The 26,042-nt window shown below is 62.5% G+C and carries 25 protein-coding genes; 7 read left to right on the forward strand and 18 right to left on the reverse strand.

The annotated features are described in order from the left end of the window. Nucleotides 1–15: 15 nt before the first annotated feature. The 4 genes from kynU to GSQ75_RS19155 all read left to right on the forward strand — a co-directional run bounded on the left by kynU (nucleotide 16) and on the right by GSQ75_RS19155 (nucleotide 5,006). Nucleotides 16–1,296 carry a kynureninase gene (kynU, locus tag GSQ75_RS06240; protein WP_158753590.1) on the forward strand — a complete coding sequence of 427 codons (1,281 nt, stop codon included), beginning with the start codon at nucleotides 16–18 and terminating at the stop codon, nucleotides 1,294–1,296. 643 nt (nucleotides 1,297–1,939) lie between these two features. Further along, nucleotides 1,940–3,205: an ABC transporter permease gene (locus GSQ75_RS06245; RefSeq protein ID WP_343160912.1), complete on the forward strand. Its 1,266-nt coding sequence runs from the start codon at nucleotides 1,940–1,942 to the stop codon at nucleotides 3,203–3,205. Between the two features lie 10 nt (nucleotides 3,206–3,215). Beyond that, nucleotides 3,216–4,466: an FtsX-like permease family protein gene (locus tag GSQ75_RS06250; RefSeq protein ID WP_158753591.1), complete on the forward strand. Its 1,251-nt coding sequence runs from the start codon at nucleotides 3,216–3,218 to the stop codon at nucleotides 4,464–4,466. 129 nt (nucleotides 4,467–4,595) lie between these two features. Next, complete coding sequence (locus GSQ75_RS19155) at nucleotides 4,596–5,006, forward strand: hypothetical protein (RefSeq protein ID WP_254058457.1); 411 nt, start codon at nucleotides 4,596–4,598, stop codon at nucleotides 5,004–5,006. Between the two features lie 128 nt (nucleotides 5,007–5,134). Here GSQ75_RS19155 and GSQ75_RS06260 read toward each other — a convergent pair whose 3' ends face one another. The 4 genes from GSQ75_RS06260 to GSQ75_RS06275 form a co-directional block, all read right to left on the reverse strand. Next, nucleotides 5,135–6,187, reverse strand: a complete 1,053-nt coding sequence (locus tag GSQ75_RS06260) for an NAD(P)-dependent alcohol dehydrogenase (protein WP_158753593.1) — start codon at nucleotides 6,185–6,187, stop codon at nucleotides 5,135–5,137. A 34-nt stretch (nucleotides 6,188–6,221) separates the two neighbouring features. Further along, a complete protein-coding gene (locus GSQ75_RS06265; protein ID WP_158753594.1) occupies nucleotides 6,222–6,629 on the reverse strand; it encodes a cupin domain-containing protein in 408 nt (135 codons plus the stop codon). Between the two features lie 100 nt (nucleotides 6,630–6,729). Next, nucleotides 6,730–7,482, reverse strand: coding sequence for a carboxymuconolactone decarboxylase family protein (locus GSQ75_RS06270; protein WP_158753595.1), 753 nt, complete (start codon nucleotides 7,480–7,482; stop codon nucleotides 6,730–6,732). Between the two features lie 26 nt (nucleotides 7,483–7,508). Beyond that, the gene (locus tag GSQ75_RS06275) at nucleotides 7,509–8,492 is read right to left on the reverse strand and encodes an aldo/keto reductase (RefSeq protein ID WP_158753596.1); all 984 of its coding nucleotides are present in this window, start codon (nucleotides 8,490–8,492) and stop codon (nucleotides 7,509–7,511) included. Between the two features lie 128 nt (nucleotides 8,493–8,620). Between GSQ75_RS06275 and GSQ75_RS06280 the strand changes: the two genes are divergently transcribed. Further along, nucleotides 8,621–9,511 carry a LysR family transcriptional regulator gene (locus tag GSQ75_RS06280; protein WP_158753597.1) on the forward strand — a complete coding sequence of 297 codons (891 nt, stop codon included), beginning with the start codon at nucleotides 8,621–8,623 and terminating at the stop codon, nucleotides 9,509–9,511. Between the two features lie 43 nt (nucleotides 9,512–9,554). Here GSQ75_RS06280 and GSQ75_RS06285 read toward each other — a convergent pair whose 3' ends face one another. From GSQ75_RS06285 to GSQ75_RS06345, 13 genes are all read right to left on the reverse strand, one after another. Further along, entirely contained in the window at nucleotides 9,555–10,817 is a 1,263-nt protein-coding gene (locus GSQ75_RS06285) for a glutamate-5-semialdehyde dehydrogenase (protein ID WP_158753598.1), read from the reverse strand. Further along, nucleotides 10,814–11,968 carry a glutamate 5-kinase gene (gene proB, locus GSQ75_RS06290; protein WP_158753599.1) on the reverse strand — a complete coding sequence of 385 codons (1,155 nt, stop codon included), beginning with the start codon at nucleotides 11,966–11,968 and terminating at the stop codon, nucleotides 10,814–10,816. Before proB ends, GSQ75_RS06285 begins: the two co-directional genes overlap by 4 nt. Continuing rightward, nucleotides 11,965–12,327, reverse strand: a complete 363-nt coding sequence (locus GSQ75_RS06295; RefSeq protein WP_158753600.1) for a cupin domain-containing protein — start codon at nucleotides 12,325–12,327, stop codon at nucleotides 11,965–11,967. The genes proB and GSQ75_RS06295 overlap by 4 nt, the downstream gene beginning before the upstream one ends. A gap of 14 nt (nucleotides 12,328–12,341) precedes the next feature. Continuing rightward, nucleotides 12,342–13,637, reverse strand: coding sequence for an argininosuccinate lyase (gene argH / locus GSQ75_RS06300; protein WP_158753601.1), 1,296 nt, complete (start codon nucleotides 13,635–13,637; stop codon nucleotides 12,342–12,344). Next, a complete protein-coding gene (gene proS / locus GSQ75_RS06305; RefSeq protein WP_158753602.1) occupies nucleotides 13,630–14,997 on the reverse strand; it encodes a proline--tRNA ligase in 1,368 nt (455 codons plus the stop codon). The genes argH and proS overlap by 8 nt, the downstream gene beginning before the upstream one ends. 51 nt (nucleotides 14,998–15,048) lie before the next feature. Continuing rightward, nucleotides 15,049–16,020: an N-acetyl-gamma-glutamyl-phosphate reductase gene (gene argC, locus GSQ75_RS06310; RefSeq protein ID WP_158753603.1), complete on the reverse strand. Its 972-nt coding sequence runs from the start codon at nucleotides 16,018–16,020 to the stop codon at nucleotides 15,049–15,051. Between the two features lie 3 nt (nucleotides 16,021–16,023). Next, entirely contained in the window at nucleotides 16,024–17,340 is a 1,317-nt protein-coding gene (locus tag GSQ75_RS06315) for an acetylglutamate kinase (RefSeq protein ID WP_158753604.1), read from the reverse strand. Continuing rightward, a complete protein-coding gene (locus GSQ75_RS06320) occupies nucleotides 17,327–18,427 on the reverse strand; it encodes an acetylornithine deacetylase (protein WP_158753605.1) in 1,101 nt (366 codons plus the stop codon). The genes GSQ75_RS06315 and GSQ75_RS06320 overlap by 14 nt, the downstream gene beginning before the upstream one ends. After that, entirely contained in the window at nucleotides 18,424–19,617 is a 1,194-nt protein-coding gene (locus GSQ75_RS06325; RefSeq protein WP_158753606.1) for an argininosuccinate synthase, read from the reverse strand. Before GSQ75_RS06325 ends, GSQ75_RS06320 begins: the two co-directional genes overlap by 4 nt. A 28-nt stretch (nucleotides 19,618–19,645) precedes the next feature. After that, nucleotides 19,646–20,125: an OsmC family protein gene (locus GSQ75_RS06330; RefSeq protein WP_158753607.1), complete on the reverse strand. Its 480-nt coding sequence runs from the start codon at nucleotides 20,123–20,125 to the stop codon at nucleotides 19,646–19,648. Continuing rightward, a complete protein-coding gene (locus GSQ75_RS06335; protein ID WP_158753608.1) occupies nucleotides 20,122–20,751 on the reverse strand; it encodes an FMN-binding negative transcriptional regulator in 630 nt (209 codons plus the stop codon). Before GSQ75_RS06335 ends, GSQ75_RS06330 begins: the two co-directional genes overlap by 4 nt. Nucleotides 20,752–20,770: 19 nt before the next feature. Beyond that, nucleotides 20,771–21,778: an N-acetylornithine carbamoyltransferase gene (locus GSQ75_RS06340; protein ID WP_158753609.1), complete on the reverse strand. Its 1,008-nt coding sequence runs from the start codon at nucleotides 21,776–21,778 to the stop codon at nucleotides 20,771–20,773. A 340-nt stretch (nucleotides 21,779–22,118) separates the two neighbouring features. Continuing rightward, a complete protein-coding gene (locus tag GSQ75_RS06345; RefSeq protein WP_158753610.1) occupies nucleotides 22,119–22,634 on the reverse strand; it encodes a glycine zipper 2TM domain-containing protein in 516 nt (171 codons plus the stop codon). A 180-nt stretch (nucleotides 22,635–22,814) separates the two neighbouring features. Between GSQ75_RS06345 and cysS the strand changes: the two genes are divergently transcribed. After that, nucleotides 22,815–24,188: a cysteine--tRNA ligase gene (gene cysS / locus GSQ75_RS06350; RefSeq protein WP_158753611.1), complete on the forward strand. Its 1,374-nt coding sequence runs from the start codon at nucleotides 22,815–22,817 to the stop codon at nucleotides 24,186–24,188. Nucleotides 24,189–24,241: 53 nt separating this feature from the next. Next, nucleotides 24,242–24,673 (forward strand): SufE family protein, encoded by a 432-nt coding sequence (locus GSQ75_RS06355; protein ID WP_158753612.1) that lies wholly within the window; start codon nucleotides 24,242–24,244, stop codon nucleotides 24,671–24,673. Nucleotides 24,674–24,762: 89 nt separating this feature from the next. Here GSQ75_RS06355 and dksA read toward each other — a convergent pair whose 3' ends face one another. After that, on the reverse strand, nucleotides 24,763–25,959 hold the full coding sequence (gene dksA / locus GSQ75_RS19160; RefSeq protein WP_254058458.1) for an RNA polymerase-binding protein DksA: 1,197 nt from the start codon (nucleotides 25,957–25,959) through the stop codon (nucleotides 24,763–24,765). Between the last annotated feature and the right edge of the window lie 83 nt (nucleotides 25,960–26,042).

Raw genomic sequence — 26,042 nt, forward strand, 5'->3', positions numbered from 1 at the left:
CGAAGAGATCGCTCGATGTTTCCAGCCTACGAAGCCAACCTCGACTGGGCCCACGCCCAGGACGCCGCCGACCCGTTGGGCGCGTTCCGCGACGAGTTCCTGATCCCGCCGCACGAGGGCCACGACAGTGTGTACTTCTGCGGCAATTCGCTGGGTTTGCAGCCACGCGCCGTACGCGAAGCCGTCAATGCGGAGCTGGACTACTGGGGCGAACTGGGTGTGGAAGGCCACTTCAAGGGCCGCCTGCCGTGGATGGATTACCACGAGTTCGTGCGTGACGGCCTTGCCGAAGTAGTCGGCGCGCAGCCCTCCGAAGTCGTCGCGATGAATACCCTCGGGGTAAACCTGCACCTGATGATGGTGAGCTTCTATCGCCCCACGCCTGAACGCCATGCGATCCTGATCGAAGCTGGCGCCTTCCCCACCGACCGCTATGCGGTGGAATCGCAGATCCGCTTCCACGGCTTCAGCCCTGCACTTTCACTGATCGAACTGCAGGGCGACGAGCCGAACGGCACCATCTCGCTGGCAGCGATCGAACGCGTGTTGGCCGAGCACGGTTCGCGCATCGCACTGGTGATGCTCCCCGGCGTGCAATATCGAAGCGGCCAGGCACTTGACCTCAAAGCCATCACCGAACTTGCACACCAACATGGTTGCACCGTGAGTTTCGACCTCGCCCACGCCGTCGGCAACCTGCCGCTGCAATTGCACGACAGTGGTGCCGACTTCGCCATCTGGTGCAGCTACAAATACCTTAACAGTGGTCCCGGCGCAGTCGGCGGCGCGTTCGTGCACGAGCGCCATGCCAAGGCTGTGCTGCCACGCTTTGCCGGATGGTGGGGCCACGATAAGAACACCCGCTTTCAGATGGGCCCGGAGTTCGTGCCGACCGCCGGCGCGGACGGCTGGCAATTGTCCAACCCGCCCATCCTCGCGCTGGCGCCGCTGCGCGTCTCGCTGGAAATCTTCCGACGCGCCGGCATGGCGCGCCTGCGCGAGAAGTCGCTACAGCTCACCGGTTATCTCGAGTGGCTGGTGCGCACGCAGCTGGAGAACGTGCTGGACGTGGTGACACCCGCCGAATCGGAACGTCGCGGCGCCCAGTTGTCGATCCGTGTGATCGGTGGCCGCGAGCGCGGCCGTGCATTGTTCGAGTACTTGATGGAACACGGCATCATCGGCGACTGGCGCGAACCCGACGTGATCCGCATCTCCCCCGCACCGCTGTACAACCGGTTCGCGGATTGCCTGGCGTTCGCGGAAGCGGTGCAGGCCTGGAGCCATATCGGCTGACTCAAAACCGGCTGTTTATGGAATGACTGCATCCACCGGTTGAATCCGCCACCCCGAGTCGACATTCGCGACCGTCCGTTCTCGGAGGAGGCCTGTAACGCAACGCCACATCACCGGTCGCGAGTTCAACGCCCGCCTCCGCTATGAGACCGCGCAAACGACCCCGTCAACAAGGTATTCACCGAATGTGTGGAAACCGGGCGGTGCAGATGACGCACGGCACACCAGCATAAACACGCCTCGCGGTGTCCCCGCAGTGTCCGCCCTCTGTCCGCGGACAGAAGGCGCGCGCCGCGATGATTTATAACAGGCTGAAAGAACATCGAAAAATGCTTATCGCATAGCTGGCACGATATTCGCTTCAACCAGAAAGGGGCTTGGGTGCGGCAGTGTGTACCATCCGAGGGGCATTACATTGTTCAGCTACTACTTGATCTCGCACTACGCAGACTCAGCGTAATCCGGTACTCACAGCGTTGATGGTGCTCAGCACTGGCGTGGGCATCGCATTGGCGATGACACATGGATGATGGGGCGCTCGATACATCGAGCATCTTCCAACTATCGAGTGACATCACAGGGGAGCGTTATGTGGGGGTATTACGTTGTGTTGGCGTTGCGAAGCAGCGCGCGAAGCAAGGCTTTGACCGCGCTGGTGATCGTGCTGCTGGCTTTCGGGGTGTCGGCCTGCATGGTGAGCTATGCCGTGTTCCGTGCGACCACGAGCGACCCGCTCCCCGGCAAGTCATCCCGGCTTTACGTGCCGCTGATTGACAATATTGGTCCGTCCTACAACTACCTTGGCGAACCCAATGAAACACTGAGCTACATGGATGCGATGGCGTTGTGGCATGCCCACAAAGCCAGCCGGCAAACACTGCTCTATCCCACGAAATGGCAAGTGGAATCGGATAATCCATCGGTTCCCGCCATGACCGAAACAGGCGACGCGGTAACCGCCGATTTCTTCTCCATGTTCGACGTGCCTTTCCGCTTTGGCAGCGGGTGGACGGCAGATGACGATGCCCAGCACGCCACGGTGGCGGTCATCAGTCGGCACTTGAACGAAGCGCTGTTTGGCGGACATAACAGTGTTGGACAGGAGATCCGGCTGGATGGCCAACTCTTCCGGATCGGCGGTGTGCTGGAGGACTGGAACCCGAGGCCTCGCTTTTTTGACCTTGGCGATGACGTGCGCCCATTCGATGACGTGGGGGACATCTACATCCCGTTCACCCGCGCGACCGACATGAAGAAGGACAGCACATTCTCATTGTGCCCGACGGATTCGCAGGCTTTTGATGAGTCCAACTGGGATGCCTACCTGCACAGCGAATGTGACCGGATCGTTGCTTGGGTGGAGCTGGCGACACCCGCCGACGTGGATAGTTACCGCGAATATTTGCGCCACTATGCCGCGGAACAGCAACGCCTCGGGCGATTCTCCTGGCCGCCCAACATACGCCTGCGCAATCTGACGGACTGGCTGACGTTCTTGCAGGTCACGCCCAGGGCATCCAGCTTGTCTATCCTGGTGTCTGCCAGCTTTCTGCTGATTGTCCTGGTCAACGTCGTCGGGCTCATGCTTGCCCGATTCATGCGGCGGGCACCGGAAATCGGCGTTCGCCGCGCCCTCGGCGCTTCGCGAACGGCCATCTACCGGCAGTTCCTGATCGAGGCGGCCAGCATGGGTTTCGTCGGCGGCCTGCTCGGCGTGGCACTGACGCTGCTGGGTGTATGGGGTGCCGGAGCACTTTTCGAGCCGAACATTGCACGCCTCGTGCATGCCGATACCTCGCTGATCGCACTGACCGTGCTGCTCGCCATCGCTGCCACGGTGGTTTCCGCCCTGTACCCGACCTGGCGCGCGGCGCAAACCCAGCCCGCCTGGCAAATCAAGATCAATTGAGGTTCCCTTCATGGCATTCACCAGGACATTCATGCAGCTGCGGCCAATCATTGCTGCATTGGGTCGACACAAGGTGGCCACCGCGCTCATCGTCCTGCAGGTGGCGCTGACGCTGGCGGTGGCATCCAACGCACTGTTTATCGTGTCAACGCGCATCGTCCACCTGTCGCGCCCTACCAGCACGGACGAAGCTCATCTCTTCGTGATCCGCAATGGTTGGAAATTGGGTCAGACTGCGGCCCAGATCGATGCGAATATTCGCGCCGACCTGGAGTCCCTGCGTCATGTCGCAGGCGTGCGTGACGCATTCCCCAGCCAGGGGTTTCCACTGGGCGGGTTCAAAGACGACATCATCCTGCGACTGAAGCTCAAGCCGGACCAGAAGACGCACGGGCAATTGGTCACGTTCTTTGCTTCGGACGGGCATGCGATCGATACGCTGGGTATATCGCTGGTCGCTGGGCGCAATTTTCGTCCCGATGAAATCACCGTCAGCGGCCCCAACGAAAAGATGTCTCCTGCCAGCATCATCGTCACCCGCAGTCTTGCCGATCAGCTGTTTCCCGATGGTTCGGCCCTGGGCAAGACGGTATACCTGCCGGATGGGCCTGCCGCCATCATCGGTATCCTCGCCAGCCTGCAGGGGCCACTCAAACAATCGGATCGCCTGGACCGCTATACCGTGCTGGTCCCGACGCATTATCTCGATCCAGCGGGTGTCGTGTATCTGGTGCGTACCGACTCCACCGCCATGAAACCGGTGATCGCTGCAACGCTGAAAGCGCTGCAGGAGCGCAGCGGCGTACGCATCATCGATCTCAAAGATGGCATCGTTACCATGGCCCAGGTACGTGAGCGCGCCTATGCAGAGGATCGTAGCGTGGCGTTGCTGATGAGCATCCTCAGCGGATTGCTGCTACTGGCTACCGCAGGCGGCATCGTGGGGTTGAGCAGTTTCTGGGTCAGCCAGCGGCGCAGACAGATCGGCATCCGCCGTTCGCTCGGCGCCACGACGGGCGATATCCTGCGCTACTTCCATGCCGAGAATTTCCTGATCGTCAGCGGCGGCATCTTGCTCGGCGCGTTGCTGGCGTTCCTAGCGAATCTCGGCCTGATGCATGTCTATGAATTGCCACGCATGCCGCTTTACGTACCACTACTGGGTGCGCTGCTGTTGTGGCTGCTCGGTCAACTGGCCGTATGGGGACCGGCACGCTTTGCCGCCAAGGTGCCACCCGTGGTCGCGATTCGTACGGAGTGAACGGTGATATTGATTGCCCTGATTTGGAGTTGACGACGTAATTGAATGCCTGATCTTCTTCGGCCAATAGCAAGCAGGATCAGCCCAACCTCGGTTACAGTGGGCCCACACCACTGCTGAGGCCCGATCATGAGCAAAGACAAATCGCACAAGAAGGACAAGTCGAAAAAGCACGACCTGTTTTCGTTGATGCAGGAGCAGAGTGAAGTCTTCAGGGACATGGTGGCGCATTTCCAGAATGCCTGGACGCCTAAGCTGTTTGCGCACAAGGGTAACGAAGCCGCACATACTGATGCGGCTGCGAAGACGGTGATTGCGAAGAAGGCCACTCGATCAGCCAAGTCCGCAAAAAAACCTGTTGCGAAAGCCGCACCGGTATCGAAGAAGCCGAAGGCCGCGACAGCCGCGAAAAAGCCCGCGACCAAGAAGAGCAGCGTCAAGAAGGCGCCTGCTTCGAAGAATGCCAAGCCTATCGCGGCAAAAAAGAGCACGGCCAAAACGGCCCGGCATCCGGCAAAGAAAAGCCCGGCAAAGAAATAGCCGACTTGCGCGCCTGAGTCGTTTCCGGCGCAGTTATGGATCGAGAAGTTGCTTTGTGCTCGGCTCGATCCGTGAAGAGACAAAAAGAGGGCCGCATCCAGCGGCCCTCTTTATTGCTTAGTGAGCCCTCACTTGGCCAGCGACGCATTGTCGATCACGAAGCGGTACTTCACGTCACCCTTCACCATGCGGTCGTAGGCCTCGTCGATCTTCTGTACCGGGATCATCTCGATGTCGGAGACGATGCCCTTTTCCGCGCAGAAATCCAGCATCTCCTGCGTTTCGGCGATGCCGCCGATCAGCGAGCCGGCGATCGCCCGGCGCTTGAAGATCAGGTTGGCCACGCTCGGCGACGGATGCGGATGCTCCGGCACGCCGACCAGCACCAGTGTGCCGTCGCGCTTGAGGAGGCCGGTGAACGCATCCAGCGAATGGCTGGCGGCTACGGTGTTAAGGATGAAGTCGAAGCTGTTGGCGTGCGCCTTCATCTCGTCAGCGTTGCGCGAAACCACCACCTCGTCCGCGCCCAGGTCCAGTGCAGCTTGGCGCTTGCTTTCCGAGGTGGTGAACGCCACCACGTGAGCGCCCATGGCATGCGCGAGCTTCACGCCCATATGGCCCAGTCCGCCGATGCCAACCACGCCGACCTTGCTGCCGGGGCCGACCTTCCAGTGCCGTAGCGGCGAGTAGGTGGTGATGCCCGCGCACAGCAGCGGCGCGACCGCGGCGAGCTGCGATTCAGGATGGCGGATCTTCAGCACGAACTTTTTATCAACCACGATGCGCTGCGAATAGCCGCCCAGCGTGTGCCCGGGCGCATCCGGGGTCGGGCCATTGTAGGTGCCGACGAAACCGTTCTCGCAATACTGCTCCAGCCCCTCGTCGCAGGCCGCACAATGCTGGCAGCTTCCCACCAGGCAGCCCACGCCTACGGTGTCGCCGACCTTGAAGCCGGTCACGGCGCTGCCGACGGCGCTGACATGGCCAACGATCTCGTGGCCGGGCACGCAGGGATACAGTGTGCCGCCCCACTCGGAGCGCACGGTATGCAGGTCGGAGTGGCAGACGCCGCAATAGGCGATATCGATCTGCACATCCTGCGGGCCGGGTGCACGACGCTCGATGTCGATGGATTGCAGCGGCTTGTCGGCGGCATGTGCGCCGTAGGCTTTGGTGGTCATGGGGTTTTCCTTGCTGGGGGAGGGTTGAACAAAATCAGGGAGCCGGCCCTACAAGATATTCCTCATCGGTCACCTTCTCCATCCATTCGACTACCTTGCCGTCCTTCGCTTCCTGGACGGCGATGTGGGTCATCGCGGTGGTCGGTGTGGCGCCGTGCCAATGCCGGTGGTTCGACGGGCAGCAGATGATGTCGCCGGCGTTGATCTCCACGATCGGGCCGCCTTCGCACTGGGTCCAGCCCTTGCCGGCGGTGACGATCAGGATCTGCCCCAGCGGATGGGTATGCCAGGCGCTGCGCGCGCCCGGCTCGAAGGTCACGATGGCGCCGGACACGTTCGCGCCACCGATGCCCTTGAACGGCGAATCGATGCGGACCTTGCCGGTGAAGTACTCGGCCGGTCCGGTGACGGAGGGCTGCGAGCCGTTGCGGATGATTTCCATGGTCAATGTTCCTGTAGATGATGCTTGATGTGCAGAATGCGAACACGGAGCCCCTCGAGGCTTCAGGAGGCTCCGCTCATGTTTGATCAGTCCAGCTTGCTCAGGCCGATGTGCCCTCGTTGATCACCCTCAGCGCATTCAATGTGCGTGGATAACCGATGAAGGGCAAAAGCTGCGTGATGGTGGCGATAAGTATTTGGCGGTCGTTGCCGACGGCCAGATTCCCCACGACGTGACCGGCCAGCTGCGGTTCGCAGCCGCCGAGGGACGCGAGAATGGCGAACGTCAGCAGCTCGCGTGTCCGCAAGTCCAGGCCGTTGCGTGTGTAGTAGTCGCCAAAGCAGTTAGCCGAGAGAAAGCGCTGGATGTGCAGCTGATCCTTCGGCGACTGCGCAACCATCGCATCGATGCGATCACCGAACATCTGCTTCTGCGCTGCCAGACCTTTTTCGAACCGGGTTGCTGCCGTCGTGGTCGATTGCTCCGGCAGCGGCAACGCTATGCCGCGACTCTTGAACACCTCATTGGTGCCATGCAGGAAATCGAATGCCTTGGCCATGCCCACATAAGGCACGGCCTGATAAAGGATTTCCCTGGCCTCCACCGGCGTCACGCCGACGTTGAGCGCGCCGCCCAGCATGACGCTGTATTCGTTCACCGCCTGGCAGGCGATCAAGGCCGCCAGTTGAACCATCAGGCGCAGACGAACATCCATCTCGGTGGCCTCGATGACTTCATCGAAGGCCCAGTTGTCGAAGATCTCGATCAACTCGGGGTCGGTGACCTTCAGTGTGGAGACGTGGTTGGGAAACAGTTGGTCGTGATTGCGCTGCGCTACTTCAGTGATTGCCATCGGGTTGCCTCATGGATCCTGTTTGTTTACTTGCCCGCGCGTGCGGCGAGATGGGCTGGATAGCGATCGCCCTGTACCTGGATCTGCGCCACGGCGTCTTCGATCTGGCGCAGTTCGTCCTTATCCATGTCGATCGCCGCACTGCCGATGTTTTCCAGCAGGCGATGCCGCTTGGTGGTGCCCGGAATCGGCACGATCCACGGCTTCTGCGCAAGCAGCCACGCAAGTGCGATCTGCGCGGGCGTCGCCTGCTTGGCGGCAGCGATCCTGCCGAGCAGATCGACCAGTGTCTGGTTGGCCTGGCGCGCCTCGGGCGAGAAGCGCGGCACGATGTTGCGGAAGTCGTCCTTGGCGAACGACGTGCTCGCGTCGATCTTGCCGGTGAGAAAGCCCTTGCCGAGCGGGCTGAACGGGACGAAGCCGATGCCCAGTTCCTCGCACATCGGCAGCACGTCCTGCTCGGGTTCGCGCCACCACAGCGAATACTCGCTTTGCAGCGCAGCGACCGGTTGCACCGCATGCGCGCGACGGATCGACTGCGCGCCCGCTTCCGACAGGCCGAAGTGCTTGACCTTGCCTTCCGCAATCAGCTCCTTGACGGTACCGGCCACGTCTTCCATCGACACGTTGGGATCGACGCGATGCTGATAGAACAAGTCAATACGATCGGTCCGGAGACGTTTGAGCGAGGCATCGGCAACGGCCCGGATACGCTCTGGCCGGCTGTCCATGCCAGTTTTCGAATCGCCATCCTTGAATCCGAACTTGGTGGCAATGACCACGTTGTCGCGAATCGGTGCCAGCGCCTCGCCAACCAGTTCCTCGTTGGTGAACGGGCCATAGGTCTCGGCGGTGTCGAAGAAGGTCACGCCAGCGTCGAACGCCTCGCGGATGAGTTGAATGGCCTCCTGCTTGCCCGGGCCGGGGCCGTAGCCGAAGTTGAGGCCCATGCAGCCGAAGCCGAGGGCGGAGACGTTGAGACCACTATGGCCAAGGGTGCGCGTTTGCATGAGGTACTCCTGCCGTGGATGGCCGAGGATTGGGATGCAGATAGTTTGCGCGCGGATGTTTGCCTTGATTAGACGGGGCAATACGAATGCTTTTATGATCTGTGCTCATTAATAAGCTGGGTCCGCCCATGCCCCGCGAGAACTACAACGATCTGCTGGCCTTCCTGGCGGTGGCGCGCGAACGCAGCTTCACCCGCGCTGCTGCGCAACTGGGTGTGTCCCAATCGGCGCTCAGCCACACCATCCGCGGGCTGGAGGCTCGGCTGGGCCTGCGCCTGCTGACCCGGACCACACGCAATGTCGCCCCCACCGAGGCGGGCGATCGCCTGTTCAGGGAGTTGGCACCCAACTTTGGAGACATCGATGCGGCCGTGGCGAACCTGAGCGAGCTGCGCGACAAGCCCAGCGGCACACTGCGCATCACCACCGGCGAACACGCCGCCACGACGGTGCTGTGGCCGACACTGCGCAAGCTGTTGCCGGGATACCCGGACATCCACGTCGAGGTCATCAGCGACTCTGTCTTGACCGACATCGTCGCCGAGCGATTTGACGCGGGCATCCGTCTGGGTGAGCAGGTGGCCAAGGACATGATCGCCACGCCCATCGGTCCGCCGATGCGGATGGCCGTCATCGGTGCACCCGACTACCTCACCTCACGCCCGCCGGTGCATACCCCGCGCGATCTCACCGGACACGACTGCATCAATATCCGCTTCCTTACCCACGGCGGACTTTACGCGTGGGAGTTCGAGCAGGACGGCCATGCCCTGAACGTCCGCGTGGAGGGTCGGCTGGCCTTCAACAACAGCCGGCAGATCCGGACGGCGGCGCTCGATGGCTTCGGCCTCGCCTGTCTTCCGGAAGACATGGTCCTGGCGGATATCGCGGCCGGCAAGCTGCAGCGCCTGCTGGGCGACTGGTGTCCGCCGTTTCCCGGCTATCACCTCTACTACCCGAGCAGGCGCCAGCACTCGCCGGCGTTTTCATTGCTGGTGGAAGCATTGCGTTATCCGTGAGCCCTCGGTTGAATCCGCAGCCAGCAGCCAGCATTCGAAAACTTCACGTCCGACTCTGCGGATGCCGTACCTGCCCTTCCCCTCTCACCACGAATCGCTCCACCGTCAGCGACTCGGCCCCCATCGGCCCGTAGGCGTGCAAGCGTGTGGTGGAGATGCCAATCTCCGCGCCGAGACCCAGTTCGCCGCCATCGCTGAAACGCGAGGACGCGTTGACCATCACTACTGCGCAGCGCAGTGCCTGCACGAAGCGCTGCGCCGCGCCTTCGTCACGGGTGGCGATCACTTCGGTATGGTCAGAGCCATGGCGGCGGATATGCTCGATCGCTGCGTCCAGGTCGTCGATCACGCGCACGGCAAGGATCAGGTCGAGAAACTCCGCGGCGTAGTCATCCTCGCTCGCAGCGCTCATCGATGGCACCAAGGCGCGACTACGCTCGCAACCGCGCAGCTGCACGCCATGTTGCTGCAATGACGCCGCAGCCGCGGGTAGAAACGCAGCGGCGATGTCCCGATGCACCAGCAACGTCTCCAGCGCGTTGCATACGCCAGGGCGCGTGGTCTTGCCGTCGATCAGCAGATCCAGCGCCAGCGCGGGGTCGGCGGCACGATCAACATAGAGGTGGCAGACGCCCTTGTAATGCTTGATCACCGGCACGCGCGCGTGTTCGGCGACGAAACGGATCAGGCCTTCGCCGCCACGCGGAATGGCCAGATCGACAATGTCGCTCAGCTGCAGCAGCTCGATCATTGTCTCGCGGCGCAGATCCTCGACCAGGGTCAGCGCAGCAGCCGGTATGCCGTGTGCTTCCAGTGCCGATCTCAACGCCCCTGCAATCGCCGTGTTGGAATGGATCGCCTCAGTGCCACCGCGCAGGATCACGCCGTTGCCCGCCATCAGGCACAACGCCGCGGCGTCGGCGGTGACGTTGGGGCGCGCCTCGTAGATCATCACAATGACACCGAGTGGGATGCGCACGCGTTCGATCGACAATCCGTTCGGCCGTGTCTCGCGGCGCGTCACCACGCCGACCGGATCGGGCAGTTCGGCTACTTCGCGCAAGGCGTTGGCAACGCCGGTCACACGCGTCTCGTCCAGCCGCAGGCGATCGAGCATGACGCCCTGTACGCCATTCATTGCGGCCTGCCGCATGTCGCGCGCATTCGCGACCAGTACCGCGGCGCACTGCGCTTCCAGCGCCGCCGCCATGTCGCGCAGCAACGCGCGCTTGGCCTCGCTGCCGAGCGTAGCGATGACTTGCGCAGCATCGCGGCAATCCAGTGCCTGCTGGCGAATGCTGCTCATGCGGTTGCCTCCATGTCGCTCACGGTGGCAAGGTCATCGCGGTGTACTACCTCGGCGCCGTAGCTGTAACCGAGCACACCCTCGATCTCGCGGCTGTGCCGCCCGGCCAGCCGTCGCAGCTCGACAGCACCGTACTGGCAGAGACCACGGGCGACCGATCGCCCATTCACATCGACGATCTCCACCAGATCACCGCGATGGAACTCGCCCTCAGCACCCAGCACGCCGCCCGGCAACAGCGAGACACGACCACCGGCCAGCGCCTGCACAGCACCGGCGTCGATGCGGATACGCCCCGGTGCGGCCGGTGCGTGGCGCAGCCAATACTTGCGCGCCTGCATGCGGCTGCTTGCTGCGGCGATCAGCGTGCCGTGCAAACGATCATGCTGCAGCGCGTGCACCGTTGTGGCGTCACGGCCATTGAACAGCGCGGTTGGAATCCCTGCTGCAGCCGCCTTGGCCGCCGCCTCCAGTTTGGTACGCATGCCGCCGGTCCCGGCCGCGCTGCCACTTCCGCCAGCCATCGCCAGGATCGATGGCGTCAGCACAGGCACGTAAGTGATCGGCGTGGCCGCCAGATCCCGACGCGGATCGGCGCTGTACAGCGCGTCGACGTCGGAAGCGATCAGCAGCAGATCGGCATCGACCAGCGCCGCGACGATCGCCGCGAGATTGTCGTTGTCACCGAGTTTCAGCTCATCGACTGCCACAGTGTCGTTCTCGTTCACCACCGGTAGCACGTCGAGCGCCAGCAGTTCGCGTAGCGTGGCGCGCGCGTTGAGATAACGACGACGGTTGCGCAGATCGTCATGGGTGAGCAGCACCTGCGCCACCGGTCGCGCAGACAGCGATTGCCACAGCCCGATCATCGGCGCCTGACCCAGGGCGGCCAGCGCCTGGCGCGCCGCGAGGCCATCGCCATCAGCTGCATGCTTTCGCAGCAGCGCACATCCCGCCGCCACCGCGCCCGAAGACACCAACACCACCTGACGACCAGCAGCATGACTGGTGGCAATGAAACCAGCCAAGGCCTCTGCGTAACACGGAGTAAGGCCGCCACCGTCGGCAGCAAGCAGATTGCTGCCTACCTTCAGTACGGCACGACGCCAGTTTGGCAACGCCTGTGCGGGCAAGGTGGATCGGACGCTCATGCGGCATCCTCCGACAAGGGCGCCGGCATGCGATCACCGTGGCTCTTCGGCGCCGAGACCACCAGAAAACGGACATCTGCGTTGCTCGCGTTGTGCATCTGGTGCGCCACGCCGGGCGGCACATGCAGGCCTTCGCCGCGCAGCAGTCGATGCCGCGAGTCTTCCAGCTCCAGCATGGCTTCGCCTTCCAGCACATAGAAGAATTGCCGTGCCTTCACGTGTCGATGCCGCTGCTCGGCGGTACCCGGCGGCATGCGTTCCTCGATCACACTGAGGTCGTCACTGGCGAGCAAATGCCAGCCGTCGCAGGTTTCACCCCAACCATAGTGTTCGGCATTCCCCGTGCTGATCGCTCCCATGCCGGATACTCCGTTCAGTCGTCGAGTGTGCTCAAGCGTTGATGCAGTTCGTCCAGTCGCAGGTCATGGCCCGCACCAGGCGACACGCGCGCAGCGAGGCTGCTTTCGGGTGTGCGGCCCTGTCCGGCCGAGGCTGCGGTTTCCGCCGCCGCACGGTAGGCATCGCGGAACGGCACCCCGGCGGCGGCCTGTTCGATCGCCACATCGGTGGCGTACATCGTCGGCTCGATCGCTGCGCGCATGGCACCCTCATTCCACTGCAGCCGTGCCAGCAGATCCGGCACCAGTTCCAGCGCACCAAGGCCGTGGCGGCAACCATGAAACAGCGAGCCCTTGGAAAACTGCAGGTCGCGCTGATAACCGGACGGCAGTGATAGCAGCTGCTCGATCTCGGTGCGTGCAGCGGCCACGCTGGCGTAGCTGGCACGCAACAATTCCACCACATCCGGATTGCGTTTGTTCGGCATGATCGAGCTGCCGGTGGTGTATTCGGCGGGCAGCTTCACGAAGTTGAATTCAGTCGTGGTGAACAGCGACAGATCCCACGCCAGCCGGCGCAGATCGAGCAGTGCGCTGGCGATCGCCTCCAGCACCGCCATCTCGAACTTGCCACGTGAAAGCTGCGCGTAGATCGGCGAGATCTGCATGCGTGCGAAGCCGAGTGCCTGCGTGGTGTGCTCTCGGTCCAGCTTCAGATTCACGCCGTAGCCGGCAGCTGTGCCGAGTGGATTGGCGTCGATCCATAGAGACGTCTGCTGCGCACGCAGCGCATTGTCGATGAAGCCTTCGGCGAAACCGGCAAACCACATCGCGGTGGACGACACCACGGCACGTTGCAAGTGTGTGTAGCCAGGCAACGGCAGCGCCGGCTGTGCTGCACGCTCAAGACAGACCTGAGCAATCGCGCGGCAATGCGTCTGCAGCGTGGTCAGTTGATCCTTCAGCCACAACCGGGTGGCCACCAGGATCTGATCGTTGCGGCTGCGGCCGGTGTGCACCCGACGGCCGGCATCACCGAGTCGTTCTGTAAGCCGCGCCTCGATCGCCGAGTGGCCATCTTCATAGCGATCGTCCAGCACGAACGAACCGCTGCGAAAATCCTCAGCCAGCGTATCCAGTTCGCGCTTCAGCGCCGCAGACTCATCTGCACTGACCACGCCGATATTCGCCAGCCCTTCCACATGCGCCTTGCTGGCGGTGATGTCATGCAGGAAAAATTCGCGATCGAGCAGCACGTCGTCACCGGCGAGAAACGCCATGATTCGTGCGTTTGTGGTCACGCCCGTTTTTTGCCATAGGAGGTCAGTCATGAGCTTGTTTCGCCTGAATAGTTGCGGCCTGATTTGAATGCGATGCCGTCAGTAATTGCAATGCCGCCTCGATGGAAAGCTCGTGCCGTTCGCCATTGGCGCGCCGCTTCAGCTCTACCATGCCCGTGTCGAGGCCACGTGGGCCAACGATGAGTTGCCTGGGCAGCCCGATCAGATCCATCCTGGAAAACTTCGCGCCGGCACGGTCGTCGGTGTCGTCGTACAGCACACTCACGCCTGCTGTCTGGAGCTGTGCGTACAGCGTTTCGCAGGCTGCGTCGGTGCGCGCATCGCCGGACTTCAGGTTGACCAAGCCAAGATCGAAAGGCGATACCGATGCAGGCCACACGATGCCATGCTCGTCGTGACTGGCCTCGATGATGGCACCGATAAGGCGCGATATGCCCACGCCATAACAGCCTCCGTGAATCGGCCGGGCCACGCCGTCCGTACCGGTCACCGTCGCCTTCATCGGTAGCGAATACTTGGTGCCGTAGTAGAAAATCTGCCCCACTTCGATACCGCGCGTCTGCACACGGTTTGCTGGCACCACCTCGCGCTCGAAACGCGCAGCGTCATGCACATCTTCGGTAGCTGCATAGAGCCTTGTCCATGCATCAATCACCGGCTGAAGATCGCCGGCGTAGTCGATGTCAGATGCGGGAACGGGCAGGTCCAATACATCACGATCACAGTAAACGGCAGACTCGCCGGTTTGTGCCAACACGATGAACTCGTGCGACAAGTCGCCGCCGATCGGGCCGGTTTCTGCACGCATCGGTATGGCCTTCAGGCCCATCCGCGCGAACATCCGCAGGTAGGCGACGAACATGCGGCGATAGGAGCGCTGCGCGCCGGCTTCGTCCAGATCAAACGAATAGGCATCCTTCATCAGAAACTCGCGTCCGCGCATCAGACCGAAACGTGGACGCTGCTCGTCGCGGAACTTCCATTGCACCTGATAGAGATTCAGCGGCAGGCTTCGCCAGGAACTGACATAGCTGCGGAAAATCTCGGTGACCATCTCCTCGTTGGTCGGCCCGTAGAGCAACTCACGTTCATGGCGATCGGTAATGCGCAGCATTTCCGGGCCATAGGCATCGTAGCGGCCACTCTCTCGCCACAGATCAGCCAATTGCAGGGTGGGCATGAGCAGTTCGACTGCGCCGGCGAGGTCCATTTCCTCGCGCACGATGCGCTCGACGTTGCGCAGCACGCGCAAACCCAGCGGCAGCCAAGCATAGATGCCGGCGGCTTCCTGACGGATCATGCCGGCGCGCAGCATCAGGCGATGCGAAACGATCTGCGCTTCGGCGGGATCGTTTTTCAGGGCAGGTAATAAATAGCGGGACAAGCGCATAGTGAACTCCGGTAGTTGACTTGGACGACAGTGGGAGGGTGCGAGGCCCTTTCACGGTCGCCCAGTCGTTTCCGGATCGATGCCGGCCAGCTCTGCGCAGCCGATGGCACGATTGATGTTCTGCATCGCCTGCGTGGCGGCGCCCTTCAGCAGATTGTCCAGCGTCGCGACGATCACCACGCGCTTGCCGTCGGCGGATAACGCGAAGCCGCCGATCTCGGCATGATGCCGACATGCGATGCGGCTGACCCACGGCGCATCGTCGACCACCACCACCAGTGGCTCGGCCTCGTAAGCGCTGCGGAAACGCTGAAGTACTTCCTCGCGCGTCATCTTGCGCGACAGGTACAGATTGGTGGTGACGGTGAGGCCACGAAAATGCGGCGCCACGTGCGGCATGAATTCCACTGGCACACCGAGCCGGAACGACGCCTCCTTTTCATGCATGTGGCCCGTAAGCGCATATGGCATCAGGTTGTCGCGCAGCTTGTCCGGATCGTTCTTGTCCGACGGGGTGGTACCGGCACCGGAATAACCGGACACGCCGAAGCACACCGGCGGTGCGGCGAGCAGGTCCTTCAGCGGTGCGATCGACAGTTGCATCGCGGTGGCATAGCAACCGGGATTGCTGATGCGCTTCTGGCCGTGCCACCTGTCGCGGGTCAGCTCAGGCAGGCCGTAATACCAGTGCCCGTCGAAGCGGTAATCGGCGGAGAGATCCACGATCAGCGGATCGACACCCGCCGCATCGAACGCCGCGATACAGATCTCGGCCTTGCCATTGGGCAACGCCAGGACCACCACGTCAGCGCCCAGCTTCGGCAGGTCCTCATGCGCCGGTGCGCTGTAGCGCAGCTCGCCACGGTACTCGGACACATGCGCGTCGACGCGTTGACCGTCCAGCTCGCGCGAGGAGACGAAGGTCAGTTCCAGCGCTGGATGTGCCGCGATCAAGCGGATCAGCTCCGCGCCGGTATGCCCACGCGCGCCGACGATGCCGATGCGTTTCCTGTTCGTGCTCATGCTTCAGTCCGTCAAGGTCGGGTGCCGCTGTGCGCAATGCGTCACGCAGCGGGCGATGGTGTCGAAGTCGTGGATGCCGTACCAGAACACCTTCCAGTGCGGCTGCTTGAGGCAACCATCGGACTCGGCGTAGTAGAAAGGGTTGACCGGGTTGCCGTGGCGCGAGCGCCAGAACAGCCGCGGGTTTTCCTCGCGCATCACGTGCCATACCGCACGCCCCAAACCCTCGCCCTGTGCGTCATCGAGCACGGCGAACTTGTCCAGATACGGCAAACCGCCTTCTTCGGTGAGGATCATCGCGGTGCGATAGTTCTCGCTCACGTAGATGCGCAGTGGCCGGGTACGTTCGAAATAGTCCGGCACCAGGGTGCGCCCGAAACTCGATTCGATCAGTGTACGCATCCGCTCAAGGTCGATATCTTTCCACGAATCGAACGTCAGCACCTTCTCGCCGCGCCGTACCAGGGTGCCCGAACCCTTGTGGGTGAACAGTTCCTTGGCCAGTTCCGCCGGCCGGGTGATCGACACCGACGAGGTCAGTGGCAGGTCGGCCAGCAGGTCGGCGATCTGCTCCAGCTTCAGGCGCATGCCGCCGTTGATCCACGGCTGCGCCATCAGGTGTTCGTACTCGGTGGACAGGTTGATCGAGTCGATCAGCTTGCCCTGCTCGTCGAGCAGCCCGCCGGTGCCGGTGAGGAATACGATCTTGTACGGCTGCAGCACACGCACCAGCTCGTTGGCCGCGAAGTCCGCATTGATGTTGAGGATCTGTCCTTCGTCGGTCTCGCCAAGGCTGGCGATCACCGGGATCGAGCCTGCACGCAGGCTGGCCTCGATCGGCGCCAGGTTGATGCTGTCGACCTTACCGACCATGCCGTAGGTATCGGGATCCAGATAGCTGGCCATGAACACGCCTGTCGCCACCGAGGTGGCACGCGTATCCATCGACTGCAGTGCCTCGACCAGCTTCAGATTCTGCTGCTGGAACACGCGCCGTACGATGCCGAGCGCCTTCGGCGAGGTGACCCGCAAGCCACCCACCGTATGTTTCTCAATACCCGCAGCTGACAGTTCCTCGTCCAGCTGCGGGCCGGCGCCGTGCAGCACGATCGGGGTGAGCCCGACCTGCTGCAGGAAGGTCAGCGACGAGGCGAGATCGGCCAGCTCGTCGCGCAGCACGGCGCCGCCCACCTTCACCACCGCGAAACGCTTGGCGTCGACTTCGGAGAAGCGCTTGAGGTACTGCTGGATTTCCTTCGCGCTGCCCATACTCGAGAGCAGGCGCACGATGGTCTTGCGGGTGTGCTTATGCGTTTCCACTGTTGATGATCCGATAAATAGATTCTGCGTACTTCTGCAATTGGTCGAGCGCGACCCACTCGTCGGCGCTGTGCGCCTGGGCGATGTCGCCAGGGCCATAGACGAAGGCGGTATAGCCGGCAGCCGAGAACAGCGCGGCCTCGGTCCAGAAATCCACCGCGTTGCCGATAGGCAGCTCCAGTTCGTCGGCAATATCGCGGGCGGCCAGTCGGCGCTCCTCGGCCCGCGCGGTATCGCCGGCCGGCAGCGAGGCGCCGCGGAAGGTCTCGGTGAACTCGACCGGCGCGGGCTCCAGCAGCGTGGAGAACCGCTGCAGCAACTGGTCCGGATCCATCGTCGGTAGCGGGCGGAAGCCGAAACGCACTTCCGCCGTCGGTGCGATCATGTTCGCCTTGATGCCGCCTTCGATACGACCGATATTGAAGCGCAAACCCGTGAGTCCACCGAAGCGCTCATGCGATAGCGCGGTGACGAAATCCAGCGCCGCATCACCCCAGCGCACTGTCTGGTGCAGCGCGCTGTCGCTGGGCTTCTGTTCGCCCGAGGCATGGCCGGCATGGCCGGCGAAACGCATCAGCACAGACTGGATTCCACGATGTGCCAGCACCGCCTCGGCCCTGGTCGGCTCGGCCACGATCACCGCCTGGTAGTCGCGCGATTCGCTAAGGAAACCGGCGATGCAACGTGGGTCGTTCGCCTCCTCGTCGGTGGACAGCAGCAGCGCCAGCGGGCCGTCGGTGGCATTCGCCACCGCCAGCAACGCTGCCGCCGCACCTTTGATGTCACAGGCACCGAGGCCGATCGCACGATCCGCGGTGACCCGCAGTTCGTGCGGGCTCGCGCTCCAGTGTGGCGAATCGGGCACCGTGTCCATATGCACGTTGAACAGGTATTTCGGCTGGCCACGCACCGCATGCAGGGTCACCGCACCGGCGCCGTAGTCGGTCACCTTGACGTCGAAGCCGGGCAATTGCGCACGCAGATAATCGAAGATGCCATCCGTGCCGATCGCACGCGGTGGATTGCGCGTGTCGAAACCGACCAGCGCCTTCAGATGCTCCAGCGTGGCATCGAGCAAGCTGCTCATCCGCGGTTGACCTCGGCCCACAGCGTGCTGCTCATGCCGAACAGCTTGATGAAGCCCTCGGCTTCCTCCACGCCCCAATCGGCCGACTGCGCGTACGTGGCACCCTTGGCATTGAGGATGTGCTTGGACTCGACCGCGACGGCGCTGACGATGCCGCCGCTGGTTTCGAGCGTCACTTCGCCGTTGACGGTGGACTGGCTGGAGGCAAGGAAGGCTTCCAGGTCGGTCTTCAACGGGTCGTGGAAGAAGCCCTCGTAGACCAGCTCCACCCACTTGCGCGCCACCTCGGGCTTGAAGCGGTTCTGCTGCTTCGACAGCACGGCTTCTTCCAGCGCGCGATGTGCGGCGAGCAGCACGGTCAGGCCCGGTGCCTCGAAGATGATGCGGCCCTTCAGGCCGATCGTGGTGTCGCCGGTGTAGATGCCGCGACCCACGCCGTACTGCGCGAACAAGCCGTTCAACTTGGCCAGCATGATGTGGCCGGCGATCTTCTCGCCATCCAGTGTTACTGCCTCGCCCTTGACGAAGCCGATCTTCACGCGCAGCGGTTTGGACGGCCATTCGGCGCGCGGCTTGCACCAGCCTGCCGCGCCCTCGCCTGGCGCCTGCCAGCGGTCGATCTCGCCGCCGGACATGGTCAGGCCAAGCAGGTTCTCATTGATCGTGTAGGCCTGCTGCTTGGCGCGCACGCCGAAGCCACGCTGCTCCAGATAAGCCTGCTCGTAGGCACGCGTCTGGGTGTGCTCCTTCTGGATCTCGCGGATCGGCGCCACGATCTCGTAGTCGCCCAGCGCCTTCACCGTGAGGTCGAAGCGCACCTGGTCGTTGCCCATGCCGGTACATCCATGCGCGATCGCCTTGGTACCCAACTCGGCGGCGCGCTTCAGCGCGGCCTCGACGATCAGGTAGCGATCGGAGACCAGCAGCGGGTACTGGCCCTGGTAGCCCTCGCCCGCCTGCACAAAGGGTTTCACGAAGCCTTCCCAGATCGCCGGGCCGCCATCGACGGTGACATGCGAGGCGACGCCCAGCTCGGCCGCGCGCTGCTCGATGAACGCGCGCTCCTCCGCATCGACACCACCGGTGTCGGCAAACACGGTATGCACGGCCCAGCCATGCTCCTGCAGGTATGGCACGCAGAAGCTGGTGTCGAGGCCACCGGAAAACGCGAGAACGATATCTTTGCTCATGGCTTGCATATCCTGGAAATGAAAACGGTCAGACGGATTCAACGATGATGCGCTGCTCACAGCGCACCGGAAAATTCACGGAATTGGCGATGAAACAGGCGTGGTGGGCAGCCTCATGTGCGGCCTCGGCCTTGACCGGGTCGCTGCCGGCACTGATGGTCACCGTGGGATGCAGCACGACCTCGACAAAGCGACCGCCATCGCCTTCGGTTGCCATCGTGCCTTCGGCAGCATCGCTGTAAGCAGTCACCACCACACCCGCCACCGTGACCATATGCAGATACGACAGCATGTGGCAGGTCGACAGCGCGGTTACCAGCATGTCTTCGGGATTGTGCCTGGCGGCGTCACCGCGGAACGTGGGATCAGACGAACCAGCGAGCGTCGGCTTGCCCGCGATACGGATCTCGTGGTCACGGCTGTAATTGCGATAGCCATCCGTACCGCTGCCGAGGTTGCCGGTCCACACCACGTCGACGCGATAGTGGTGCTGATGTCCGCTGCTCACGAGTGGGTGTCCTCTTGTTGGGCCATCAGGTCGGCCAGTTCCGCGTCGCCATCGCCATCGCGCTGCCGCAAGCCGCCGATCACGCCGAGACGATTGGCTTCGGGATGGTTCTGGCTCAGCTTGAACTTGCCCTCGATGCGTTCGATCGCGATCTCCAGGCCGACGATGCCGTGCAACGATTTCTCGATGTGATCGGCCGGTGCATCCGCGACCTTCCATGGCGCCGGCAATCCCGCCTCATGCCGGTCGGTCAACGTCTCCAGCAGCTTGCGCAGCCAGACCGCATCCTCGACCACGCGCAGGCGGCCATGTACATGCACAACCGCGTAGTTCCAGGTCGGCACTTCGCGACCACCCGTCTCGTGCTTGCTCGGATACCAGTTCGGACTGATATAGCCGTCCGGTCCGCGGAAAATCACCAGCACCTCGGCGCCATCGGCCTGCCGCAGTTCATTGCCGCGTGCGACATGCCCATGCAGCACGTTGTCACCAACCAACTCGAATGGCAGATGGTTGGCCACTAGCCCGGCATCAGTGTTGGTCACCAACGTGGCGAACGGAAAATCACGGATCAGCCCGTGCAGGGCCTCGATCCGCGTTTCCTTGAAGTAGCTGGGTGTGTACATGGACTTTTCCTGAAGAATTTCAGCGACCGGCCATCAGCGACGCCATCACCGCCTTCTGCACGTGCAGGCGGTTCTCGGCCTCGTCGATCGCGATGCAGGCGGGCGAATCCATCACCGCATCGGTGGCCTTGATGTTCCGACGCAACGGCAGGCAATGACTGAACAAGCCATGGTTGGTCAACGCCATCTTCGCCTCGTCGACAATGAAGTGCTTGTTCGCCTCGCGGATCGGCTTCTCCTGCTCCCAGCGACCGAAAAACGGGAGCGCGCCCCAGCTCTTGGCGTAGACCACATCGGCGCCGGTATAGGCCTCTTCGATGTTGTGGCTGACCTTGAACGAGCCGCCGTTCTCCTTCGCGTTCTGTTCGCCGAACGCCATGTAGCGCTCGTCCAGCACATAGTCAGGCGTCGGGCACAGCAGGGTCACGTCCATACCCATCTTCGTCGCGATCAACAGCGCCGAGTTCGCCACCGCGGTGTTCAGAGGCTTCGGGTGATAGGTCCAGGTCAGCACGTACTTCTTGTTCTGCAGGCTGCCCAGGTGTTCCTTCATCGCCAGCGCATGGGCGAGCTCCTGGCACGGATGGGTAATCGTCTCCATGTTGATCACCGGCACGGTGGCGTACTGCGCGAACGCCTTGATCACCTTGTCCTCGCGATCCACCACCCAGTCCTGGAATTTCGGAAACGCACGCACCGCGATCAGGTCGACGTAGCGCGACAGCACGCGCGCTACTTCAGCGATGTGCTCCTCGGTATCGCCATCCATCACGCTGCCGACCTCGAACTCGATCGGCCAGGCGTCCTTGCCCGGAGACAGCACGATGGCGTGCGCCCCCAGATGGAAAGCGCCCAGCTCGAAGCTGGTGCGGGTACGCATCGAGGGATTGAAGAACAGCAGCGCGATGGATTTGCCGGCCAGCTGCTGGCCGCGCGGCGAGCGCTTGAATGCAGCAGCCTGCTCCAGCAGCGCATCGATCTCGGCGCGGCTGTAATCCTGGGTGGTGATGAAGTGGCGAATGGTCATCGATCTTTTCCCTGCGGCTCCCGCCGCGTGAAGTCAAAACCCCAAAACAAAAAACCCGGCACAGGGCCGGGTTTTATAGTCGATACACATGAAACGCGCGCGACAGCCTACCCGGCCGAATGTCGATACAGCGGTCGGCGCGCACGCGACGTCATGCCAGCAGCCGCGCGGGCGCTGGTGAGTACGGTAGCGGTATAGACGGCTGCGGACATGCAGATTCCAGATGGTTGGCGTGCATGATGGCGATAATTTCGCTGCTGTGCAACAAAAATCTGAGAGGGCCTGTGCTTCAGAAGCAGGACGCCCACAGCAAACCGCCGCCCGGAGGCGGCGGTGGTTGTCATTCGGCTGGAGCCACGTTGACCAGGACACGCAGGCGCTCGCCCGGATCGTAATTCAAGCGCGACTGGTACACCTCACCGCGATAGCGGTACTCGACGTCGTAGCCCATGACCTGGCGCTGTTGTGGCAGCTGTTGGCAAGTCGTTACGGTCTGTACGGACTGGCCCGCGCTATTGGCGGCAACCTGGCCACCGACTGCACCGCCGGCGACCGCGCCCACGGCTGTTGTAGCCACGCGACCACGACCATGACCAATCGTGTTGCCGAGCACGCCACCGATCACCGCACCCAGAATGGTGCCACCGGTGGTATTGGCCGGATTTTGCTGGACCACGGTCTGGTCCTGGCATTGCTGTTGAGGTGCACCTGCGCCATAAACAGGATCCACGCGCAACACATCGGCCCAACCGTAATGAGCATTGCCGCCATTCGGGCCAGGCACACCCTGTGCAAAAGCGCTGGAGGCTGTCAGAACCAGCGCCAGTGCGGAAAGAATTATCTTGCTCTTGGTCATTGCGACCTCCGATGGGAGAACATTAGGCGCGCTTGCGCACGTGCTGATTGCATTCCAACAAATTCACGCTGAATACAGGCTTAGAATTAACCTTTCGTAACCATGCTGCTTACACCTTGTTAAGATGCCGGGCCAATCGTGCCGTGCCGGCGCGCGGCCCACGCTGTGGATTTCCCCTTCATGCCGATTTCGCTCTACAACAGTCTGACCCGTCGTACCGAAGCATTCGCACCGCTCGATCCCGCGCGAGTGACGATGTATCTGTGCGGCCCTACGGTCTACAACTACGTGCACATCGGCAACGCGCGCGGCCCAGTGGTGTTCGACGTGCTGGCGCGGCTGCTGCGCCGGCATTACCCTCACGTGGTCTACGCACGCAACATCACCGACGTGGACGACAAGATCAACGCAGCCGCGCTTGCACAGGGCGTGGCGATCGGCACGATTACCGAGCGCTTCACTGCAGCCTACCGCGAGGACATGGCAGCCCTGGGCATCGCCCCGCCGGACATCGAGCCGCACGCAACCGCTCACATCGGCGAAATCATCACGATGATTGAAGCGCTGATCGCCAACGGGCATGCCTATGTCGCCGAGGGCCATGCGCTGTTTGACGTAGCTGCCTACGCCGACTACGGCAAGCTCTCCGGACGCGATACCGAGGACATGATCGCCGGTGCCCGTGTGGAAGTGGCTCCCTACAAGAAGAACCCGGCAGACTTCGTGCTGTGGAAACCGTCCACACCCGAGCTGCCCGGCTGGGACAGCCCGTGGGGTCGCGGTCGCCCCGGCTGGCATATCGAGTGCTCGGCGATGAGCGCCGCCCATCTCGGCGAGACCATCGACATCCACGCTGGCGGCGTCGACCTGCAGTTTCCGCATCACGAGAACGAGATCGCCCAGTCCACCTGCGCGCACGGTGGCAAGGTGTTCGCGCGCTGGTGGATGCACAACGGCATGCTCACCTTTGGCGGCGCCAAGATGAGCAAGTCGCTGGGCAACGTGCTGCTGGTGCACGAACTGCTGAAGCTGCATCCGCCGGAAGCGTTGCGCCTGCTGCTGCTGCGTGGTCATTACCGGCAGCCGCTGGACTGGTCCGAAGGTGCCATCGGGCAGGCTGTGAACACGCTGGACGGCTGGTACCGTGTGCTGCGCGACATGGCCGCTGTCGAGCTGCCCGCCGGTGCGTTGCCGGTGCCGGCACGGATGGAGGCAGCCTTGTGCGACGACCTCAATACGCCGCAGGCGCTGGCCGAACTGTCCGTGCTGGCCGACGCCGCCCGTCAGTCCGGCACGGCCGAGGCGAAAGCAGCCCTGCTCGGTGGCGGCGCCTTGCTGGGCCTGCTGCAACAGGATGCGGAAGCATGGTTCAAGCGCGGCGGCGAGCAGGCCATCGATGCCGCACACATCGATGCACTGCTGGAAGAACGCCGCGTTGCCCGTGCTGCCCGCGACTTCAAGCGTGCCGATGCCATCCGCGATGAGCTGGCGGCCATGAACATCGAGATCGAGGATGGTGCGCAGGGGACACGCTGGAGCGTGCTGAAAAGCTGAGCAATAATGCCCGTTTTTTCGCAGCTTTCCCCGCGCTGCGCGATAATGCCCGCATGAACGCCATCGCCACACCCAGCGCCGCCCAGGCGCAACTCGATATCGCCGAAGAATTCGCGTTCTTTGGCGACTGGACCGAGCGCTACCAGTACCTGATCGATCTCGGCAAGCAGTTGCCGACGTTTCCCGAAGCCTCGAAGACCGAGGAGCACCGCGTGCACGGCTGCCAGTCGATGGTATGGCTGGTACCCAGCGGTGATGCGGCGAAGATGCATTTTGAGGCGATCAGCGACTCCGCGATCGTCTCCGGCCTGATCGCCCTGGTGCTGCGGGTTTATTCGGACCGCTCCGCGCAGGAGATCGTCGCCACCGAACCGGAGTTCATCGCCACGATCGGGCTGGCCAAGCATCTCTCGCCCACTCGCTCCAATGGTCTGGCCGCGATGCTGGCGAAACTGAAGGGTTATGCGGCGCAGACGCTGGCCTGATCTCCAACTCCAGCCAGCCATCAAGCACCTGAAAAAGCGAAGCCCCGCACAGGGCGGGGCCTCGGCATTACCAGCGAATCCAGGCAGACTCAGTCGCCCATCTGCTTCTGCAGATGCTCGCGGCGCTCCTGCGCATCCAGCGACAGCGTGGCGATCGGACGCGCATCGAGACGATCGACGCCGATCTCCTCGTCGGTCTCTTCGCAGAAGCCGTAGCTGCCTTCCTCGATCCGGCGCAGCGCCTTGTCGATCTTGGAGATCAGCTTGCGGTAACGGTCACGTGTACGCAGTTCGAGCGAGTTCTCGGTTTCGCGGGTGGCACGTTCGGCTTCGTCGCCAACGTCACGCACCTCATCACGCAGGTTGTCCATGGTCTGGCGTGACTCTTCCACCAGCTGATCGCGCCAGTCGCGCAGCTTGTTGCGGAAGTAGGCCAGATGCATCGGGTTCATGTACTCCTCTGTGCTAGAGGGGTGATAACCCTTGGGCAATGCGATGGTGCTGGTGGACGGCAGCGCGTAGCGCCCGTCTTCACGGGTGACACCGTTATCGAGTTTTTTTGTAGCAAGTTTATTCATTGAGGACGACGAGTTTTTCTGATTTTTCTGAGGAGAGGCGTGACGCTCGGCAGCCGGAGCTGCACGCGGCGTCACCATGGCGGTGGCACTCGCCACCTTGCCCTTGAACAGGGTGCTGGCGGGTGACGGGGATATGCTTTTGACCACGTGATGAACTGGTACGGGTGCCGGTGCCGGCTTGGCAATCGGCTTGGCCGGAACCTTGGCTGGCGCAACCGGCTTGCTGACCGGCTTGGCTACTGCTTTCGCAGCATGCTTCACCGTGGGATTGACCGGTGCAGCTGCCTTCTTGGCGACCGGCTTGATGGCGGGCTTCGCAGCCTTCTTGCTGACCGGGCTGCTCTTGACCTTGGTGTTCTTGACAGCAACTTTCTTTGGCGCCGGCTTCTTGACGGCGACTTTTTTCACTGCGGCCTTCTTGGCCACCGGCTTTTTGGCCGGACTGGCCTTTTTCGGCTGCGGCTTGGCAGCGACTTTCTTGGCTACCGGCTTGGCTGCCGGCTTCTTCGCCGCCACCTTCTTCGTATTGACTTTACTCACTGGCTTGGCCACGGAACGGGTTGCCTTTGCGGATGTCTTGCTGGTGCTCTTCACGGCATGTCCTTTTGCGGCAGCTGCTTTCGATTTGCCGGCCTTGGCAACCTGTGCCTTGGTCGAAGCCTTCTTCTGCGCCGTCGCGGCGGTCGAACTACGGGTCGTTTTCGCCATATCCCTTCACCGTTTTTGGCCGTGACGGCCGGGTGTTATAGCCCATGTGTCCTACACCAGCAAGCTTGCTTCTGGAATACTTG

The organism is Dyella sp. S184, assembly GCF_009766065.1.
In the GTDB taxonomy this organism is placed as follows: domain Bacteria; phylum Pseudomonadota; class Gammaproteobacteria; order Xanthomonadales; family Rhodanobacteraceae; genus Rhodanobacter.

Bases quoted from the DNA above. Each gene is read 5' to 3' on its own strand.
- kynU (WP_158753590.1), top strand. From the start codon at position 16: ATGTTTCCAGCCTACGAAGCCAACCTCGACTGGGCCCACGCCCAGGAC.
- GSQ75_RS06250 (WP_158753591.1), top strand. From the start codon at position 3,216: ATGGCATTCACCAGGACATTCATGCAGCTGCGGCCAATCATTGCTGCA.
- GSQ75_RS19155 (WP_254058457.1), top strand. From the start codon at position 4,596: ATGAGCAAAGACAAATCGCACAAGAAGGACAAGTCGAAAAAGCACGAC.
- GSQ75_RS06260 (WP_158753593.1), bottom strand. From the start codon at position 6,187: ATGACCACCAAAGCCTACGGCGCACATGCCGCCGACAAGCCGCTGCAA.
- GSQ75_RS06265 (WP_158753594.1), bottom strand. From the start codon at position 6,629: ATGGAAATCATCCGCAACGGCTCGCAGCCCTCCGTCACCGGACCGGCC.
- GSQ75_RS06270 (WP_158753595.1), bottom strand. From the start codon at position 7,482: ATGGCAATCACTGAAGTAGCGCAGCGCAATCACGACCAACTGTTTCCC.
- GSQ75_RS06275 (WP_158753596.1), bottom strand. From the start codon at position 8,492: ATGCAAACGCGCACCCTTGGCCATAGTGGTCTCAACGTCTCCGCCCTC.
- GSQ75_RS06280 (WP_158753597.1), top strand. From the start codon at position 8,621: ATGCCCCGCGAGAACTACAACGATCTGCTGGCCTTCCTGGCGGTGGCG.
- GSQ75_RS06285 (WP_158753598.1), bottom strand. From the start codon at position 10,817: ATGAGCAGCATTCGCCAGCAGGCACTGGATTGCCGCGATGCTGCGCAA.
- proB (WP_158753599.1), bottom strand. From the start codon at position 11,968: ATGAGCGTCCGATCCACCTTGCCCGCACAGGCGTTGCCAAACTGGCGT.
- GSQ75_RS06295 (WP_158753600.1), bottom strand. From the start codon at position 12,327: ATGGGAGCGATCAGCACGGGGAATGCCGAACACTATGGTTGGGGTGAA.
- argH (WP_158753601.1), bottom strand. From the start codon at position 13,637: ATGACTGACCTCCTATGGCAAAAAACGGGCGTGACCACAAACGCACGA.
- proS (WP_158753602.1), bottom strand. From the start codon at position 14,997: ATGCGCTTGTCCCGCTATTTATTACCTGCCCTGAAAAACGATCCCGCC.
- argC (WP_158753603.1), bottom strand. From the start codon at position 16,020: ATGAGCACGAACAGGAAACGCATCGGCATCGTCGGCGCGCGTGGGCAT.
- GSQ75_RS06320 (WP_158753605.1), bottom strand. From the start codon at position 18,427: ATGAGCAGCTTGCTCGATGCCACGCTGGAGCATCTGAAGGCGCTGGTC.
- GSQ75_RS06325 (WP_158753606.1), bottom strand. From the start codon at position 19,617: ATGAGCAAAGATATCGTTCTCGCGTTTTCCGGTGGCCTCGACACCAGC.
- GSQ75_RS06335 (WP_158753608.1), bottom strand. From the start codon at position 20,751: ATGTACACACCCAGCTACTTCAAGGAAACGCGGATCGAGGCCCTGCAC.
- GSQ75_RS06340 (WP_158753609.1), bottom strand. From the start codon at position 21,778: ATGACCATTCGCCACTTCATCACCACCCAGGATTACAGCCGCGCCGAG.
- GSQ75_RS06345 (WP_158753610.1), bottom strand. From the start codon at position 22,634: ATGACCAAGAGCAAGATAATTCTTTCCGCACTGGCGCTGGTTCTGACA.
- cysS (WP_158753611.1), top strand. From the start codon at position 22,815: ATGCCGATTTCGCTCTACAACAGTCTGACCCGTCGTACCGAAGCATTC.
- GSQ75_RS06355 (WP_158753612.1), top strand. From the start codon at position 24,242: ATGAACGCCATCGCCACACCCAGCGCCGCCCAGGCGCAACTCGATATC.
- dksA (WP_254058458.1), bottom strand. From the start codon at position 25,959: ATGGCGAAAACGACCCGTAGTTCGACCGCCGCGACGGCGCAGAAGAAG.